At 32.5% G+C, this 16,243-nt stretch carries 20 protein-coding genes; 14 read left to right on the forward strand and 6 right to left on the reverse strand.

Going from position 1 to position 16,243, the window contains the following annotated elements; translation table 11 throughout:
- Positions 1 to 106 precede the first annotated feature (106 nt).
- Positions 107 to 643: a methylated-DNA--[protein]-cysteine S-methyltransferase gene (locus tag Q4P18_RS06665; RefSeq protein ID WP_303337081.1), complete on the reverse strand. Its 537-nt coding sequence runs from the start codon at positions 641 to 643 to the stop codon at positions 107 to 109.
- Between the two features lie 61 nt (positions 644 to 704).
- Here Q4P18_RS06665 and Q4P18_RS06670 point away from each other — a divergent pair, with 61 nt between their 5' ends.
- Together Q4P18_RS06670 and Q4P18_RS06675 are read left to right on the forward strand one after the other, a co-directional pair.
- Positions 705 to 1,748, forward strand: coding sequence for a ribonuclease H-like domain-containing protein (locus Q4P18_RS06670; RefSeq protein ID WP_303337083.1), 1,044 nt, complete (start codon positions 705 to 707; stop codon positions 1,746 to 1,748).
- Positions 1,749 to 3,245 carry a HEAT repeat domain-containing protein gene (locus tag Q4P18_RS06675; RefSeq protein ID WP_303337086.1) on the forward strand — a complete coding sequence of 499 codons (1,497 nt, stop codon included), beginning with the start codon at positions 1,749 to 1,751 and terminating at the stop codon, positions 3,243 to 3,245. It abuts the gene before it with no gap.
- A gap of 18 nt (positions 3,246 to 3,263) precedes the next feature.
- Here the strand turns inward: Q4P18_RS06675 and Q4P18_RS06680 are convergent, their stop codons facing one another.
- A complete protein-coding gene (locus Q4P18_RS06680; RefSeq protein ID WP_303337088.1) occupies positions 3,264 to 4,031 on the reverse strand; it encodes a 4Fe-4S binding protein in 768 nt (255 codons plus the stop codon).
- 127 nt (positions 4,032 to 4,158) lie between these two features.
- On the opposite strand from Q4P18_RS06680, the gene Q4P18_RS06685 reads away from it, so the two are divergent.
- The 6 genes from Q4P18_RS06685 (at position 4,159) to Q4P18_RS06710 (ending at position 9,756) form a co-directional block, all read left to right on the forward strand.
- A complete protein-coding gene (locus Q4P18_RS06685) occupies positions 4,159 to 4,998 on the forward strand; it encodes an MBL fold metallo-hydrolase (RefSeq protein ID WP_303337090.1) in 840 nt (279 codons plus the stop codon).
- 235 nt (positions 4,999 to 5,233) lie between these two features.
- Entirely contained in the window at positions 5,234 to 6,310 is a 1,077-nt protein-coding gene (locus Q4P18_RS06690) for a Coenzyme F420 hydrogenase/dehydrogenase, beta subunit C-terminal domain (protein ID WP_303337093.1), read from the forward strand.
- 33 nt (positions 6,311 to 6,343) lie between these two features.
- Positions 6,344 to 6,838, forward strand: a complete 495-nt coding sequence (locus tag Q4P18_RS06695; protein ID WP_303337095.1) for a GNAT family N-acetyltransferase — start codon at positions 6,344 to 6,346, stop codon at positions 6,836 to 6,838.
- 80 nt (positions 6,839 to 6,918) lie between these two features.
- Positions 6,919 to 8,187 (forward strand): ATP-binding protein, encoded by a 1,269-nt coding sequence (locus Q4P18_RS06700; RefSeq protein WP_303337098.1) that lies wholly within the window; start codon positions 6,919 to 6,921, stop codon positions 8,185 to 8,187.
- A gap of 83 nt (positions 8,188 to 8,270) precedes the next feature.
- Positions 8,271 to 9,299, forward strand: a complete 1,029-nt coding sequence (locus Q4P18_RS06705) for a M42 family metallopeptidase (RefSeq protein ID WP_303337100.1) — start codon at positions 8,271 to 8,273, stop codon at positions 9,297 to 9,299.
- A gap of 37 nt (positions 9,300 to 9,336) precedes the next feature.
- On the forward strand, positions 9,337 to 9,756 hold the full coding sequence (locus Q4P18_RS06710; RefSeq protein WP_303337103.1) for a thioesterase family protein: 420 nt from the start codon (positions 9,337 to 9,339) through the stop codon (positions 9,754 to 9,756).
- Between the two features lie 20 nt (positions 9,757 to 9,776).
- Here Q4P18_RS06710 and tsaA read toward each other — a convergent pair whose 3' ends face one another.
- Positions 9,777 to 10,262 carry a tRNA (N6-threonylcarbamoyladenosine(37)-N6)-methyltransferase TrmO gene (gene tsaA, locus Q4P18_RS06715; protein WP_303337105.1) on the reverse strand — a complete coding sequence of 162 codons (486 nt, stop codon included), beginning with the start codon at positions 10,260 to 10,262 and terminating at the stop codon, positions 9,777 to 9,779.
- A 118-nt stretch (positions 10,263 to 10,380) separates the two neighbouring features.
- Here tsaA and Q4P18_RS06720 point away from each other — a divergent pair, with 118 nt between their 5' ends.
- The gene (locus tag Q4P18_RS06720) at positions 10,381 to 10,587 is read left to right on the forward strand and encodes a molybdopterin-binding protein (protein WP_303337107.1); all 207 of its coding nucleotides are present in this window, start codon (positions 10,381 to 10,383) and stop codon (positions 10,585 to 10,587) included.
- 213 nt (positions 10,588 to 10,800) lie between these two features.
- On the opposite strand, the gene Q4P18_RS06725 is transcribed toward Q4P18_RS06720, so the two are convergent.
- Genes Q4P18_RS06725 through Q4P18_RS06735 form a run of 3 tightly spaced genes read right to left on the reverse strand, consistent with a single transcriptional unit; the run spans position 10,801 to position 12,499 of the window.
- Positions 10,801 to 11,238, reverse strand: a complete 438-nt coding sequence (locus tag Q4P18_RS06725; protein WP_303337109.1) for a molybdenum cofactor biosynthesis protein MoaE — start codon at positions 11,236 to 11,238, stop codon at positions 10,801 to 10,803.
- Positions 11,239 to 11,247: 9 nt separating this feature from the next.
- Complete coding sequence (locus Q4P18_RS06730; protein ID WP_303337111.1) at positions 11,248 to 11,784, reverse strand: nicotinamide-nucleotide adenylyltransferase; 537 nt, start codon at positions 11,782 to 11,784, stop codon at positions 11,248 to 11,250.
- 16 nt (positions 11,785 to 11,800) lie between these two features.
- A complete protein-coding gene (locus Q4P18_RS06735) occupies positions 11,801 to 12,499 on the reverse strand; it encodes a hypothetical protein (RefSeq protein WP_303337113.1) in 699 nt (232 codons plus the stop codon).
- Between the two features lie 348 nt (positions 12,500 to 12,847).
- On the opposite strand from Q4P18_RS06735, the gene Q4P18_RS06740 reads away from it, so the two are divergent.
- From Q4P18_RS06740 to Q4P18_RS06760, 5 genes are all read left to right on the forward strand, one after another.
- Positions 12,848 to 13,507 (forward strand): hypothetical protein, encoded by a 660-nt coding sequence (locus Q4P18_RS06740; protein ID WP_303337115.1) that lies wholly within the window; start codon positions 12,848 to 12,850, stop codon positions 13,505 to 13,507.
- A gap of 4 nt (positions 13,508 to 13,511) precedes the next feature.
- Positions 13,512 to 14,027, forward strand: a complete 516-nt coding sequence (locus Q4P18_RS06745; protein WP_303337117.1) for a DUF367 family protein — start codon at positions 13,512 to 13,514, stop codon at positions 14,025 to 14,027.
- A gap of 138 nt (positions 14,028 to 14,165) precedes the next feature.
- Positions 14,166 to 14,312 (forward strand): 50S ribosomal protein L40e, encoded by a 147-nt coding sequence (locus tag Q4P18_RS06750; protein WP_178648034.1) that lies wholly within the window; start codon positions 14,166 to 14,168, stop codon positions 14,310 to 14,312.
- A gap of 57 nt (positions 14,313 to 14,369) precedes the next feature.
- The gene (locus tag Q4P18_RS06755) at positions 14,370 to 15,119 is read left to right on the forward strand and encodes a geranylgeranylglyceryl/heptaprenylglyceryl phosphate synthase (RefSeq protein WP_303337121.1); all 750 of its coding nucleotides are present in this window, start codon (positions 14,370 to 14,372) and stop codon (positions 15,117 to 15,119) included.
- A gap of 70 nt (positions 15,120 to 15,189) precedes the next feature.
- Positions 15,190 to 16,236, forward strand: a complete 1,047-nt coding sequence (locus Q4P18_RS06760; RefSeq protein WP_303337123.1) for a DNA double-strand break repair nuclease NurA — start codon at positions 15,190 to 15,192, stop codon at positions 16,234 to 16,236.
- Positions 16,237 to 16,243: the final 7 nt, after the last annotated feature.

The raw sequence follows: 16,243 nt of genomic DNA on the forward strand, positions 1-16,243 counted from the left end.
AAAGTCAGAATTCTTATTTTTCATGATGTCGTCCTTCTTTTGCAGTTCATGCAAGACATTTCATATTTTTCAAAATTTTATATTATTATAAATTATGATAATATGACTATATAGATTTTTTTAAAATTTTATTGTCCTTAATTTCATTGCCTTCATGATGTAATAATATTTTTTTATAGAAATTTTTCACATCACCTGAAAAACCTCCAATCTCATTATTTCCTTTTATGGTTCTATGGCAAGGAACAACAATGGGAAATGGATTGTTTCTAAGGGCATTTCCAACAGCTCGTGAAGCATTAGGGTTATTTATGGCAATGGCAATGTCTTTATAGTAATTTGTCGATCCAAATTCTGTTTTGCATTGTTCTTTAAGAACCCTTTTTTGAAAATCCTTGCATTTGTCTAAATTGAGATTTTTCAAATCGAAATCATAGTTTTCAGATTTGAGGTAATGATTTAAAAAAGTCTCAAATTCTTCTACAGAATCATTTTTGCCCATTTCAAGAGGCCCATATCGTTTAAAGGCCAAGGACATTGAATTTTCTTGAGGGTTCGATAGTATTATTTCCTCTATCTTTTCATTTGAAATAATCGAAATAGGACCAATCAGATCCGTTTTCAAGTTCCATTGTTTGTACATTAATTTAAGATTATATAGAAAACTATTTTTAAATATTTGTCTAAAAATTATTTTGAGTGTTATGTCAAGGCAAGAACATGAAGATTATTTGTTCAAGGCAATAATTGGTGAAGATGGTAATGAGGAGAAACTTTTTGATTCTCCTTTTGAGGACGAATTTCTTTATTTTAAGCAATATAAGAACGCTTTGCTAAACAAATATGAGAATTATTCCTTTGAAGATTTCAAGGGAAGTAAAATTGAAAACAATGATTTTGGTGAAGTTTTAAAGATTACAACCGAAGAGCCATTTGATTTCAAGTTGAAAGACAATGATTATAAGGAATCGCTCAAAGGCAATCTTAAACTTATTCCTGGAATCGGCCCTGCCAAGGAAATGAGGCTAAGGGAGAAGGGATATTATAATTTAAAAGACCTGGCCAGTCATGATGCCTATTCCAGGAAGGCTTTAAAGGCAATCGAAAACATTGACAATTTTGAAACTGGGGATTTGATTAATTTAGCTAAGAAAAATTGTTATGATAAGGACAGCAAAAAGGAAATTATAAATTCGGCAAGTCTTTTTGATGCAAAGGACTTTAAATTTATGGATATTGAAACATTAGGGCTTTCCAATGTTCCGATTATATTGTTGGGTGTGGCTGAAATTAAAAAGGATAGAATTGTTTCTACCCAATATTTGCTTAGAACAATTGAAGAAGAGGCTGCAGTACTGGAAGCCTACAAATCTCATTTGGATGAATATTCCGCACATGTGACTTTCAATGGAAAATATTTTGATGTTCCATTCATAAGAAACCGTTTGAATTATTACAGGTTGTCTGACGATGAATTGAACATTCCTCATTTTGATTTGCTGTATTATGCAAGACAGCTCTGGAAAAACAAGCTTCCCAATTGCCAACTGCAAACAATCGAAAAGCATGTTTTCGGCATTGAAAGGACAGGGGACGTTCCGGGCCAACATATTCCGGATTATTACAATACTTATCTGAAAGAGAATAACATTGGACCTTTAGTGCCAATCGTAGAGCACAACAGACAGGATATAGTATCATTGGCAAGTTTTTTAATGAAAATGTATGATGAGGTTAATGGTGATTAAATGGGCTTTTTTGACAGGTTTAAAAAGAAAAAGGAAGAGAATCTGGATTTAGAAGACATTGAACATGAAATTGATCAAGACCAACTGGATTTAAAGGAGATAGCAATCCACAATAAAAATCGTCATAAGAGAGCAAATGCAACAAATGAAATCACAGATCAGTTTGTCCTCTTGGACATTGCCAAAACTGTTAAGGATAGGGCAATACGACTATTGGCTATCAGCAAAATCGATGATGAAATGTTACTGAGGGATGCTGCAGAAAATGCAAACTTTTATGATGTTAGAAGTTTTGCATATGAAAGGTTGGGTGAAAACAACAAGTCAATAACTCAAATAGTCATCAATCAGAAAAAATCAGATGCAGTTGATGAGATATTTAATAAGATAACTGACAATGAAACATTGGCCGAAATAGCTATAGAGGCAACTGATAAAAGATATAGGTTTGCGGCTCTTGAAAAAATAGATGATAATCGTGTATTGGAAGATCTGGCATTAAATGCAAAAGATCGTCAAATTAGGGTAGCGGCACTTGAAAAGGCTGAAAATATTGATTTGGATATTCTTAGAGAGTTAATGGAAGAAGAAAAAGATGAAAACGTAAAGGGAGCAGCTATTGACAAGATTGAGGATGAGGAGCTGTTGGCAGATATAGTTAAAGAAGAGCAAAACGCCAAATTAAGATTAAAAATATTTAAAAAGATCAACAGTGACAAGTTATTGGAAGAAATAGCTTTAAATGCAAAGAAGGCTGATGTAAGGTTGGATTTAGTTAAGAGGATTGATAATGAGGATCTGTTGAAAAAAATTGCCACTAATGATGTAGATAAAATCGTTAGGGTTGAAGCGGTCAAAAAGATTTCAAATCAGGATACATTAACTTTAATTGCAGAAACTGATCCTGACAGGTTTGTTCGCCAGAATGCGGTTAACCTAATTGAAAATAAAAACAATCTTCTTGAAATTGTTTTAAATGATGATGATTTTATTGTAAGAAAGCATGCTTTATCAAATCCGAATATTGATGATGAGGAATTATTTGCGGAAATAGCTATTAAAAGTGATGATGTTGAAATTGCACAGCAAGCTTTAGGCAATGTGGATTCTGAAGATCTATTTATTGAAATATTCAAGAATTCAAAACTGGAGGACATCAAAAAACAGTCCTTGGATAATATTGATAATCTCAAGTTCCTGATTGATGTCATTCGCTTTGGCGACAACTTGGACTTTTCAATTAAAGCAATTAACAAGATTCATGATGATGAAATTTTATTTAAGCTTTATGAGTTGGATATTGCAGATGAGATTTCAATAAGGGCAGTTTCCAAAATCAGGACTCAAAAATTGTTGTTTAAGGTAGTTGAAAATGAAGAATCCTGGAGAATACGTGAAGCTGCAGTTAAAAATATTTCAAACAGGAAAGTTTTAAAAGAAATAGCCGATAATGATGAAGTTGAATATGTAAGGAATGTTGCTAAAAATAGATTGTAAAAAAAAGAAAGTGAATTTTTAGAAGAAAAATTCAGGTTCTTTTCTTTGTGAGAATTTTTCTGCAAATGCTGCAGCTGCTTCGTCAAATCCTTCATTTACAAAGGATCTTGCATCTTCAGGACAAATGTAGATACATGCGGAACATCCATCACATTTATCAACATCTGTAACTACAGGGTCGTCATCTGGAATTGCACCTTGTGGGCAAGCAGGTACACAATCATAACAGAAAGTACAAAGCATTTCGTCACAGCCTGCTTTAAATGGAACTACTTTATATTCTTTGTAAGGTTTGTTTCCAGGTACTTCAATGTCTGCTGTGGAATCAAGGTTTTCTCCACATTTGTCTGCAAATTCTTTGATTTTTTCTAAATCTTTTTCATCTGGTCTGCCTTTAGCTACGTTGGTGAAAATGGAATGTTGACTTACAAATATTGCAGCTCCGATTACATTAAAACCATTATCTTTAAGTAAATCAGTTAATTCTAATAATGCGTCTCCAACGTCTGCATTTCCAATATTTACAAATGCGATTGTTGGGGTACCGTCTGATTTGAATCTTTGTAATTTTTCCCTTGCGATTTTTGGAATTCTTCCTGCAAATACAGGCATTCCAACTACTACAAGTTCGTCGTCACCAAATCTTCTTGGTTCTTTGTCTTTTTCGTAGTTTAATAAATCGTATATCTCATATGTTCCTTCAAAGTTACTTGCTATTTTGTTAGTTATCTCTTTTGTTGTACTAGATGGACTAAAATATATTTCTGAAATTTTTTCGAATAACATATATAATCACCATTTTTAAATTATTTAAAGGTATATATAAATATTTGTCTTATTTCATTGGTTTCATTGAAAAATTTAAGTCAAAAATCATATAAAATTAACATTTAGCTATAGTTTGGTTGATATGATGAAAGTTGTAGTGTTGGTTGAAAACTCATCAAAGGACAATTTAAGAGGGGAGCATGGATTAAGTTTTTATATAGAGCACAAGGGTAAAAGGTATCTGATTGATGCTGGAAAATCTAATCTATTTTTGGAAAATTCAAATAAGTTGAATGTTGATTTGGCTGGTGTTGATATGGCTTTTTTATCCCATGCCCATTATGACCATTCGGGAGGCTTTGAGGAATTCTTTAAAATAAATGAAAGTTCCAAGGTTTATTTGCAAAATGCATGCAGGCAAAAGGAATATTATAAGATTGTCGATTCTAGAAAAAAGTATATTGGTATTCCGAAGGGTCTTTTGAAAAATTATGACGATAGGTTTGAATTTGTTGACGGCTTTAAAAAGGTTTCAGAGGATGTTTTTATCTGCCCCCATAATTCGAAGGATCTGGCACTTCGTGGCAAGCGTGCTCACATGTATGGAATTTTAGATGGTGAAGTGGCTGTTGACGATTTCTCCCATGAACAGACTATTGTTTTCAAGCAGGACGATGGGTTATTCTTGTTTAATAGCTGTTCTCATGGAGGGGTTGAAAATATTATTGATGAGGTTAGGGCAGTTTTCCCGAACTATGAAATAATGGCATTCTTTGGAGGTTTTCACATGATGGGTGTCGATGGTGTTGACAGCTGTGAATTTTCAGAGAATGAGGTTAAGGAAATCGGAAAGTCACTTCTCAAAGATACTGATGCCACTTTCTATACTGGTCATTGTACTGGAGATGTTGCAACAGAATGGCTTGGGGAAATTCTTGGGGATAAGTTAGTCAATATTCATTCGGGCATGATTGTTGATTTGTAGTGAGGTAAACAATTCAATAATTAAATCGGAAAACACTTTCCAACAAAACAAATTATTGTTAATTTATGGAATATTTTAATAATTATCTTAATTGATTAGTAAATTTTAAACATTTTAAAGCATTTATTTGATAATTTGAATATCTGTTTATAATTTAGATACATTTAAATTAAATGATTAATAAAAATACTATTAATATAAATCTTATTTATTATTACATTAATGAGGAGAAACAATGAGTAGTGAAAAGATAGCATTAGTAGGAACACCATGTCAAATACTAGCTGCAACCAAAATCAACAAATATGAGGATTATACTGGTGGTTCTGACATTGATTTTAAATTAGGATTATTCTGTATGGAGAACTTCTCATATTCCTACCTTGAAAAGTTCTTAGAAGAAAGAGGAATTAAATTATTTGAAGTAAAGGAATTCAGAATAGATAAAGGATACTTTATAGCATTCTTGATGGACGGTTCCACCTTTAAAATACCAATTGCAGAGACAGAATTATTTACACGTAAAAATTGTCACGTATGTACTGATTTCACTTCTGATGCTTCTGATATCTCAGTAGGTTCTGTAGGTACTCCTGAAGACCATTCAACAGTGATTGTCAGAACAAAAAAAGGAAAGGAAGTAATTGACAATTGTATTAAGAAAGGATATATTCAGGCTGAAAAACTTGATGAAAAAGGAGAAAAAATCCTTAGAAGCGTAGCTAATAAAAAGATATCCGGCAATTCAAAAATAATTGCAAAGAGAGAGGCTGTTGCAAGACCTGTTTTATCCAAAAGATACATGTCTGACGATGAAGTAAAGGCAGAAGCACTTATTTGCCAATTCAAAAACTTAGAAAACGATGTCATTAGTGTTGGATCATGTGTTCTTTGTGGTGCTTGTGAATACGTATGTCCTATTGACTCAATTCAGATTAACCGTAGAAAACCAGTAGCTACAAAAGAATGTGAAGACGATTGTCATGCATGCTACTTTGCATGTCCAAGAACTTATGTAAGTGAAGAAATATTTGATAAGGACATTGATGAAAAGCCATTAGGAGACTACATAGAATTGTTGTCTGTAAAAGCAGAATCAATTATAGGTCAGGATGGTGGTGTAGTATCCGCTATTTTAATTTATTTACTTGAAAACGAAATAGTAGATGAAGTGTCTATTGTAAGACAGGACAAGGATGCTCCATGGAGGCCTCAATCATTCTTAACTTCAAGAGTTCAGGATGTAGTATCTGCTGCTGGAACCAAATACAGTACAGTACCTATTGGATTTAAAGCACTTTCCGACAAATAGAAACTAATGTTTCTATATTTTTCTTTTTTTAACATGACAATCAAGATAACTAAAACAGAATTCGATAATCTGGCCGAAATTGCAGAGTTGGCTGAGGAAATATGGAATGAATGCTTTATTGACATTATTTCACAAGGCCAAATTGACTACATGGTGGAACAATTCCAGTCATTGAAAGCTATGGAAAATCAGGTGAAAAATGACAACTATAGCTATTATGGCGTTTATTTCGACGATAAACTTTGCGGATATTTTGGAATTCGATTAGAGGATGAAAAATTATTTTTAAGCAAATTATATCTTCACAAGGACTATCGTGGCCAAGGAATCGCTTCCAGAATGCTTCAGACCATTTTTGAAATAGGTAGAAATGAAGGCAAGAAATCAGTCTATCTTACAGTTAACAAGTACAACGATCAGGCCGTTGATGTTTACAATGCAAAGGGATTTGAAGTAATTGATAGTGTTGTAACTGACATTGGGGAAGGCTATGTGATGGACGACTATATTTTTGAATATGTCTTATAGCTTTTTCCAATCTTTTTTTTTACAAATGTGTCTAATGAAAGTCTACAAATTTATATAATTTATTAAATGTTGGGATTGGCATGTTTTATTATAATAGGATATTGGATGATTCATTGAAAGAATATTTGGAAATGGTGGGTGCAGTTTTAGTTGTTGGTCCTAAGTGGTGTGGTAAAACCACTACTGCTAAAAGACATGCAAAAAGTGTAATTGAATTTCAAAATCCTGATAAAAGAGATTCCTATTTGGAATTGGCTAATTTCAAACCCTCTCTTCTTTTAGAAGGAGAAAAGCCAAGACTTATTGATGAATGGCAAATAGCACCAGTTGTATGGGATGCTGTTAGAACAAGTGTAGATAAATCAGAAGATGATGGATTATATATTTTGACTGGTTCCACATCTGTTGATGAAAGTCAAATCATGCATAGTGGTACGGGAAGAATAAGTAGGCTAATGATGAGGCCGATGAGTTTATTTGAAAGTAAAGAGTCAAATGGGAAAATCTCTTTAAAAGATTTATTTGAAAATCCCGATTTGGATATTGATGGCATCCAATCAGATTTATCGATAGAAGATTTAGTTTTTGCAGCTTGTAGGGGAGGATGGCCCGACAGCTTAAATAAAAGAACTGATCATGCCAAATTATTTGTAGCTTATAATTATGTTGACAGCATATGTGAAAGTGATGTGTCAAGCGTAGATGGCGTAAAAAGAAATCCTGAAATTGTTAGGGCAATATTAAGGACTTATGCTCGAAATATTTCTACATTAACAACCAACAAGACATTAATTTCCGATATTAGATCTAACTTTACAGAAATGTCCGATGCCACTTTTTATTCTTATGTAAATGCATTGGAAAGGTTATTTGTCATTTCAAATGTGGATTCCTGGAGACCAAACGTGAGATCAAAGTCATCCATCAGGGCTAGTTCTAAAAAGGAGTTCATTGATCCATCTATAGCTGTAGCTGCTTTAAATTTATCTCCTCGTGATTTGTTGTTTGATTTGGAAACATTTGGTTTTATTTTTGAAAATCTATGTATTCGTGATTTAGCTGTTTATTCATCTCTTAAAAGAGGTCATATTTCTTATTATCGTGATAGGGGAGGATTGGAAGCAGATTGTGTAATTCGTTTAAGGGATGGGAGATATGGGTTGATTGAATTTAAATTAGGTTCTAGAGAGCTGGACAAGGGGGCTAAAAACCTTTTGAAATTAAATGATTTAATTAAAGAAAAAGGATTTATGGAGCCAAGTTTTTTAGCTATTCTTACGGGAACTGAAATTGCATATACTCGTCCAGATGGAGTAAAGGTAATTCCGATAGGCACTTTAAGAGATTAAGTATTTTTATATATTCTAAAAACAATATTATAGAATATAAATTTAAATATGATAATAAAATAATTGATAGTAGGTGAATAAGTATGGATTTAATGAAAGAGCTTTCTTTAACCCCAGGTATTTCTGGTTTTGAAGAAAAAATTGCTGATATTATTGAAAGAGAATTAAAAGATAATGTCGACTCCATTGAAAAGGACAGTATGGGAAATATTATAGCTACCAAAAAAGGTGAAAATAAGAAGGCACCTACAATAATGCTTGCATCTCATATGGACGAAATAGGATTGATGGTCAGATACATTGATGATAAAGGATATATTAAATTCTCCAAAATCGGCGGAATCAACGATCAGATGTTGATGAATCAAACCGTAACCATTCATTCCGCCACTGGTGATCATGTTGGAGTCATCGGTTCAAAGCCACCTCACGTTACAAAACCTGAAGAAAGGAACAAGGTTGTCCCGGCTGAGGATATGTTTATTGATATTGGAGCAAAGGATAAGGAAGACGCCGAATCAATGGTCTGTGTAGGAGACCCAATCACATTCAAGTCATGGTATGAAGAATTCCCAAACGACTTGATTATGGGTAAGGCTTTGGATAACCGTGTTGGATGCTATGTGATGATGGAAGTTTTAAAAAGAGTGGACACTAGAGCTACCGTATATGGTGTAGGTACTGTACAGGAGGAAGTTGGTCTTAAAGGAGCTAAAACTTCATCATATAGATTAAATCCTGACATGGCTATTGCTTTAGATGTAACTTTATCTGGTGACCATCCTGGAATCAAGCCAGATGAGGCACCTGCAGTAATCGGCAAAGGACCTGCAATCATTTTGATTGACGCAAGCGGACGTGGAATCATCACTCAAAAGTCAATCAAGGACATGTTAATAAAAGCAGGTGACGAAAATGATATTGATTATCAATTGGAAGTAAGTGACGGCGGAACCACTGATGGTACTGCAATTCACTTGACAAGGGAAGGAATTCCAACAGGGGTTCTTTCAGTTCCAACAAGATATATCCACACTACAGTTAGCGTATGCAGTAAGAAGGATATTGAATCAACTATCGAATTAATCGTAGAAGCTATTAACAATCTCTAGCTTTTACAACTTTTTTTTATATTTTTAAGGGTTTTTTATGTTTAAAATAAGTATGACTCCTAGGTTTGGAGATATTGACGGATTAAGACATGTAAACAATAATGTTTTAGGGGTTTGGTTTGAAACAGGAAGAAATGACATTTTCAGATTCTTCACTCCAAATTTAAGCTTGGATTATGAAGACTGGAAATTGATTCTTGTTCGTACAGAGTATGATTATCTGGGCCAAATGTTCTTTGACGGTGATGTTGAAATAAGAACTTACATTACAAAGATAGGCAACAGTTCATTTACAATAGGTCATGAAGCATGGCAGGATAATGAGCTTAAGGCAAAAGGTTTGGCGGTTCTGGTCCATTTTGACTTTATAGAGCAAAAATCAGTACCGATTCCAGATGATATTAGAACAAAGCTGGAAGAACATTTGATAGATGAGGCCGACATTGGCAAATTATAAAAAAATGAGGATTTGATAGCTTATTTAAATCTATCATCTGATTTTTTAGTTTTTGCATTTTGATGCTTTTTCTCAAACCATCCTATTTTTAATTCATCTATTGTATCTTCATATAAATGAGGAACATAAGGTTTGATGTCAAGCAATGGTGTTCCATTCAAAACATCCACATTACTGATGTGCACAACATTTCCTTCGACTTTTTCTACTTTTACAACAGAAGATCCAATGCGATTTGGTCTTTTTGGTGATCTTGTAGCAAATATTCCATGAGTATTGTCGTCTAAAAAGGGTTTTACTTCAAGTTTATACCCGTCAACTTTGTGCAACAAATAAAGTATGTTGATATGTGAGAAGCCTTCAAGGTCTTTTAAGCCTTCTTGAAACTTTTCATCAACTATGATTTGTCCTTCAACTCCAACTGCTCCAGTTGGTTGGATAGGCATTCCTTCAATTTCATTAAAAGGAGTTTTTATTGTTCCTAATTGTTCCATTTCAATAATCATGGTAATATTTTTTTACTTTTTAATTATTATATTTTAATAAATTTTTTTAACTTAATGTGAAAATATATTAATATCGAATTTTATAATTATATTATATAATACAAATGGAAGTTTTATTATGGAATTAAGTGCAAGAAATCAATTAAAAGGTAAAGTAAGCGAAGTAAATCTTGGTATGATAACTGCAAGTATTAAAATCGAAGTGGAAGATCCTACCACTATCACTGCTGTAATTACCAAAGAGTCTGCTGAAAAATTAGGTCTTAAAGAAGGGGATGATGTTAAAGCTATCATCAAATCCACAGAAATTATTGTTGGAAAATAAATATTTTCCAATCCTTTTTTTTTAACTAGAAGAAATTATGTTCCTTATAATTTCTATTAAACTAAAATCAAAGTAGCTTTGAGCTAATAGTATTAAGAATATTATCAGCAATATTATAAAAATTGTTTTCAGGTGTTTTACAATACAATAAACAATTCCAAACAATAATAGAATTTTTATAAAAAAGAAAATTAGAGAAGATAATTCCATTCATTATCCTCCTGCCATAATGGTTTTCACGCCTTCATTTGAAATTTCTTCTTTTTTAAATTCAACTTCGAATTTAACCCTTTCAATAACATCTTTCAAGGCATCTAAAGTTTCTCCTCTATGGTTTCCGAGAACGGCTACTAAAAACAATGGGTCGCCAGTATAGAATTCACCTATGTGGTGTATTACGGAAATTTCAAATACGTTATATTTTATTTTAGCTGATTCCACAATCTTTTCAATCTCTTCAGTAGTTTTTTCAACGTCAGGTGTAGTTAAAATTAACTTGTCCAGAGTCATTTCGTCTTCTTTTCCACGTACAATTCCTTCAAATGTAAAGATGGCTCCTGAATAGTCAACTTTCTGACTTTTTTTAAGATCAGCTATCAAGTCTGCCATTTCAATTTTTTCTTCCTTGTTTTCAATAATTTTCACGACCATTTCAATCACTCACAAATCACTAATTTCTTTTTTACATAAGTTTTTAAGTCTTTCAACACCATTTATTTCTTCTATGATTCTTACAGTTGATTTTGGAACTAGCTCTTCCCAATCTTCATCATTCAACATTCTTTTTCTAATTTCAGTTCCTGAAAGATGAAGTCTGTCATATAAATGGGGAGTTCTTATTTCATAACCATCTTCTGAAAACAGCTGTTTCACTAAAGGATTTCCAGAATAAACCTTGGAAAATGGTGGTGTCATCATTTTAACATGCGCTGTCCAAATAGCATTGAAATTAATGTCTTCCATTGGGATGACATAGAATCTATTTGGGGCAATATTATTTTCGGCCAATGCCTGTGTCACCATCATAACACGTTCTCCTGCAGTAAACGGATTTTTTAGTTCATGGCTTAATTGTGCACTTCCAATTCCAATAATAATTTCATCAACCTCTTCCAAGGTTTTTTTAATGACTTGGATGTGTCCATTATGGACGGGCTGCATTCTGCCAATCAATATTCCTCTGATTTTGGTATTCATTTTAAATCCCAGCTTTTTAAGGTTTTAAACTGTCAATTGAATAAATTAATTTTTTAGCAATTGCTTCCTTGTCGTGTATGCTGTTTGTGATGGCTGTTTCAAATATCAATGTATTTATTCCCTTTTCTGAAATAGGCTTTGTAACAACTTCAGGACTTGTTCCTTCCGTAAAGTTAAACCTAACTACGTTTATATCTTTAGATATTTTATCTGCATAGTTGTTTGTTATTGAATTGTTTGAAATAGGGCATATGAAGTTTGAATACTCATAATATCCATCAATTTCATGTATGTCCACAACAACAAACGGATTTTCACTTTTTATATTCGGAACAATTACTTGATGGGCTAAACATTCCCCGGCACTTCTTGTTTCTTCCCTAGATGTAATATTGTCATTAACAACTACATAATATATTACAAATTTTTTAGAAAGTTTACTTCCGTCATTGTTTGTTATATTTTTTATAGTTTCATTTACAGCTTCATGGATTTCATGTTCTCTTGGATGGACACCAAGTATTAAGACTGCAGTTTCATTGGAATCCAAATTTCCAGTAGTTATCTTGTAAACAGTCCCATTGGCATTGCTTCCAATTGCGGTTGCTTTTTCATGGTCTGCAGTAGATTCATTAAGAACAATAAAACCAGTATTCGCTATTAATATTACAACTAGTGCTAAAAGTAAAATTTTATATATGTTTCTTTTTTTCATAAAATTCCCTAATAACGCTTTATTTATCTAACTTTTGTTATTTTTAATTAAAATAGTTTATTATTTTGTTTTTAAGTAATTATGCAATTCTCAATTAAAAAAAATTAAGCATTGTTTTAAAAGATCGACAACGGATCTTCTTTTAGTTGGCTGTTATTTTTTCCATTATTCTTCTTTCAATTCTTAATTTTAACATTTGATTGCATATTTTTGCTTATGGATGAATGGGGCATGTTAATTAGCTTTAAAATCTTTAATAATGAAGAATTAGACATTTGATTATTTTTGGATAATTTATATTAAATAGTTTTTATAAATATTTTCTATATAAAACTGGAGTTTTTTAAAATGGATAAAAATAAAAAGATTATTCTAGTAGCGGCAATTGTAGTTGTAGTGGCTATTGTTGCAGGAGCATTATTTTCAGGTATTTTAAATTCTTCATCTAGTGAGGGAACCACTCCTTTTTCCAACGAATTTATGGAAGGGGATTTTGTAGGTACTGTTAACGTAGTTAACAATACTGATAAATGGGCTGTTGCTTATAAGGATCCGGTCCATCACATTGAATATAATGTTTCCACTTGTAAAAACGCATCCTTTTTAGTTGACTTGTACAGTGTTCAGGGAATGACAGGTCCGGAGCATAGAACTTTTAACAACCAGAACTGGGACATATACCTTGGACAAGGTCAGCAGGAAATCAACAATAGGAACGTGACTTTACAGATTTTCATGTGTGTGGCTGATAAAGATAACCAGAGCTATGTTATTTACGCAATATTCAACAACAACACTCAAGTTAAAGTGGGCAACAATCTTTATTGTGATGCATTTACAGAATATATTGAACCTTTACTCACATCCATCACATTGAAACATAATTCCGGAGCTCCGGAACTTTATGATTTGTTGGGTGTAGATAAAGCAACCTTTGATCAACAGGCTGATTTGCTTAAAGAGGTTAAAAAAGGAAACCAAACAGCTATAGCACAATTAAGTGGATGATAATATGAACATAACAGTTTTTCATGCAAATGAATGCGACAGAAAGAAATGTACAACAGTAAAAATGGAAAAACTAGGCAAATGTAGGATTGTCAACAACATTAACAAAATTCCTTCAGGAGCCATTGTCCTGAATCCTTTTGCAGAGAAAGCTGTTTCCTATGAAGATTATCGATTCGTATCAAGAAGGGGAATTGTGGGTCTTGACTGCTCTTGGAATGAAGTTACAAAATCCAAAAAGTTTTTTGCTCTTTCCAAGTATCACAGATCCCTTCCATTCTTAATAGCTACCAATCCTGTAAACTATGGCAAGCCATGTATTCTGTCAACAGTTGAAGCAATCGCTGCAACTCTTTATATTACTCGATTTAAAGAAGAGGCTGAAGATATGCTTCAGGGATTCAAATGGGGTCATACTTTTTTAGAGTTAAATCATGAACTCTTAGAAGCATATAGTGAAGCCGATACAAGTAAAGAAGTTGTAGAAATTCAAAATAATTTCTTAGAATCTAAGAAATAAGGCAGTTTTACTAAAGATTTAAATACTATTAAAATTAAAATATTTATTAATAGTTATATTAAACGGAATTTAAATCTGATTTTGTTATAACGATTATTAATTTAATTTGTTTTTAATATTTATAAGGAGGAATTACCTATGGCAAGATTCGAAGAAGCGGAAAACAGAATGTTTAATGTTAAAATTTGCTTAAAATGTAATGCTCGTAACCCTGCTAGTGCAACCACTTGCAGAAAATGTGGTTACAAAGGTTTAAGGTACAAAGCAAAAGAACCAAGAGGATAGATTTATTCTCTTTTTAACTATTTTTTCTTTTTTTAAAAATTATTATTAGATGATATTATGGCAATTGTAGAAGAACAAATTAAAGAAATCTTAAAAACTAGGAAGATTCATTTCACACTTATTGATCCTGATGAACAAACTCCTGAAGAAGCTTTAAATATTGCAAAATTAGCTATTGAGGCCGGAACCGATGGAATTATGATTGGTGGATCAACTGTTAATAATGAAGATGTTGATAATACTTGTAAAATTTTATCAGAAAATGTTGATGTGCCTATTATTATTTTCCCAGGAAATACTAGTAGTGTAAGCAAATATGCTGATGCAATATTTTATATGAGCTATTTAAACTCAAACAATCCGTACTGGATTATTGGTGCACAAGCTTTGGGTTCAATGGCTGTTAAAAAATCAGGTATTGAAAGATTACCTATGGGATATGTCGTAGCTGAACCTGGCGGAACAGTTGGTTGGGTTGGAGATGCAAAATTGATTCCAAGGGACAAACCAAAACTTGCAGCAGCTTATGCATTAGCTTCTGAATCTTTAGGTCAAAGATTCTTCTACATTGAAGCAGGTTCTGGTGCTGATAAACCAATACCTCCAGAAATGGTGGCTTACATTAAAATGGCTACCGATGACATGGTTTTAGTCGTTGGTGGTGGTATTAGGGATGCAGAATCAGCATACACTGCAGCTAAGGCTGGTGGAGATATCATTGTAACTGGTACTATTGTTGAAGAAACCGATGATATCAAAGCAAAAATATTTGAAATTACATCAGCTATTAGAAAAGCATCAGAGTGATTTCTTTTCAATCACTCTTACTATTTATTTTAATAATACTATTCACATAATATAAATTATGTTAGACTCATTGTATTTAGAAGCAGCTAAAAAAAGAGGCTCTATTAAAGAAATTCTTCCAGAAATCAATGATAATGGAAGCATTTCCGAAATGTGGGAAAATATTCCAATTTCACCTAGTTCTAATAAAATCTCTATCGGAGCCGGAGATGGCAGTTTTAATAAAAAAAAGTTTTTGGCATTTACATTTTACGCAGTAGGATGTGAATCCCTGGTTTTTGACGATGAATTTGTAAAAATTGACGATTCAATCCTGGATACAATAGAACATCACCATAATATTGACGATTTATTAAGATTGTATATGGGTGTTTTAGAAACCAAAAATGCCATAAAAACAATTGAAGGTTTTAATATAGATTATTATCTTTTTGATGGATCATTGTTAGGGGATTTAATAAGGCCCTTCCCATCTGGAATTAACATATCTAAATCAATGAGGAATGAAATATTGGATATGGCCTTGGAGGAACTTAAAGAGAATATTAGATTTTTCAATTTTAAATTACAGGCTCCTAGAATTATTGAAAAATATTACAATATTCACAGGGATAAAACTAATTATATAATGTTTTTAACTTCAATAGAGCAGTTGCTTCTTTTAAAACAACTGCTAAAGTATAAAAAAAAGATAATTGCAGTATCAAAAACTTCAACTAACAGGGATCTATTCAGAAGCAACATTCCAGACATATCCATTTTTGACAAGTATACTAATGGAAAATCAGGAATATCCAAGATAATTTATAAAAAGGTTGCTAATGAGGTTAAATACAACTTTTTAGTTGAAAATGAATTTTTTAAGGATTTGATTTTCACAATTTTTTATTTAAGGCTAGATGATAATAAAAACGTGCTGAAGGTTGAATTGCCTTACAGGGCTTCCAGAGATGAAGTTTTGGAGATTGTAAAAAATATAAAGAAATATTCTACTGACGGTTATCCATATTTGCTTAAAAAAGCACATAATGATGTCGTCATTACTAACCGGGATATGGATTCGTTAGCGGCAATGGTTAATTTAAGGGAAAAAATCGGTAGGGAAATGTTAAGATAGGAGTTCT

The sequence above is a fragment of the Methanobrevibacter sp. genome (assembly GCF_030539665.1).
In the GTDB taxonomy this organism is placed as follows: domain Archaea; phylum Methanobacteriota; class Methanobacteria; order Methanobacteriales; family Methanobacteriaceae; genus Methanocatella.

Coding starts and splice junctions, on each gene's coding strand:
- Q4P18_RS06665 (WP_303337081.1), bottom strand. CDS start 643: ATGTACAAACAATGGAACTTGAAAACGGATCTGATTGGTCCTATTTCG.
- Q4P18_RS06745 (WP_303337117.1), top strand. CDS start 13,512: ATGAACATAACAGTTTTTCATGCAAATGAATGCGACAGAAAGAAATGT.
- Q4P18_RS06705 (WP_303337100.1), top strand. CDS start 8,271: ATGGATTTAATGAAAGAGCTTTCTTTAACCCCAGGTATTTCTGGTTTT.
- Q4P18_RS06675 (WP_303337086.1), top strand. CDS start 1,749: ATGGGCTTTTTTGACAGGTTTAAAAAGAAAAAGGAAGAGAATCTGGAT.
- Q4P18_RS06670 (WP_303337083.1), top strand. CDS start 705: ATGTCAAGGCAAGAACATGAAGATTATTTGTTCAAGGCAATAATTGGT.
- Q4P18_RS06695 (WP_303337095.1), top strand. CDS start 6,344: ATGACAATCAAGATAACTAAAACAGAATTCGATAATCTGGCCGAAATT.
- Q4P18_RS06685 (WP_303337090.1), top strand. CDS start 4,159: ATGAAAGTTGTAGTGTTGGTTGAAAACTCATCAAAGGACAATTTAAGA.
- Q4P18_RS06735 (WP_303337113.1), bottom strand. CDS start 12,499: ATGAAAAAAAGAAACATATATAAAATTTTACTTTTAGCACTAGTTGTA.
- Q4P18_RS06720 (WP_303337107.1), top strand. CDS start 10,381: ATGGAATTAAGTGCAAGAAATCAATTAAAAGGTAAAGTAAGCGAAGTA.
- Q4P18_RS06740 (WP_303337115.1), top strand. CDS start 12,848: ATGGATAAAAATAAAAAGATTATTCTAGTAGCGGCAATTGTAGTTGTA.
- Q4P18_RS06680 (WP_303337088.1), bottom strand. CDS start 4,031: ATGTTATTCGAAAAAATTTCAGAAATATATTTTAGTCCATCTAGTACA.
- Q4P18_RS06755 (WP_303337121.1), top strand. CDS start 14,370: ATGGCAATTGTAGAAGAACAAATTAAAGAAATCTTAAAAACTAGGAAG.
- Q4P18_RS06690 (WP_303337093.1), top strand. CDS start 5,234: ATGAGTAGTGAAAAGATAGCATTAGTAGGAACACCATGTCAAATACTA.
- Q4P18_RS06750 (WP_178648034.1), top strand. CDS start 14,166: ATGGCAAGATTCGAAGAAGCGGAAAACAGAATGTTTAATGTTAAAATT.
- Q4P18_RS06725 (WP_303337109.1), bottom strand. CDS start 11,238: ATGGTCGTGAAAATTATTGAAAACAAGGAAGAAAAAATTGAAATGGCA.
- tsaA (WP_303337105.1), bottom strand. CDS start 10,262: ATGATTATTGAAATGGAACAATTAGGAACAATAAAAACTCCTTTTAAT.
- Q4P18_RS06710 (WP_303337103.1), top strand. CDS start 9,337: ATGTTTAAAATAAGTATGACTCCTAGGTTTGGAGATATTGACGGATTA.
- Q4P18_RS06730 (WP_303337111.1), bottom strand. CDS start 11,784: ATGAATACCAAAATCAGAGGAATATTGATTGGCAGAATGCAGCCCGTC.
- Q4P18_RS06700 (WP_303337098.1), top strand. CDS start 6,919: ATGTTTTATTATAATAGGATATTGGATGATTCATTGAAAGAATATTTG.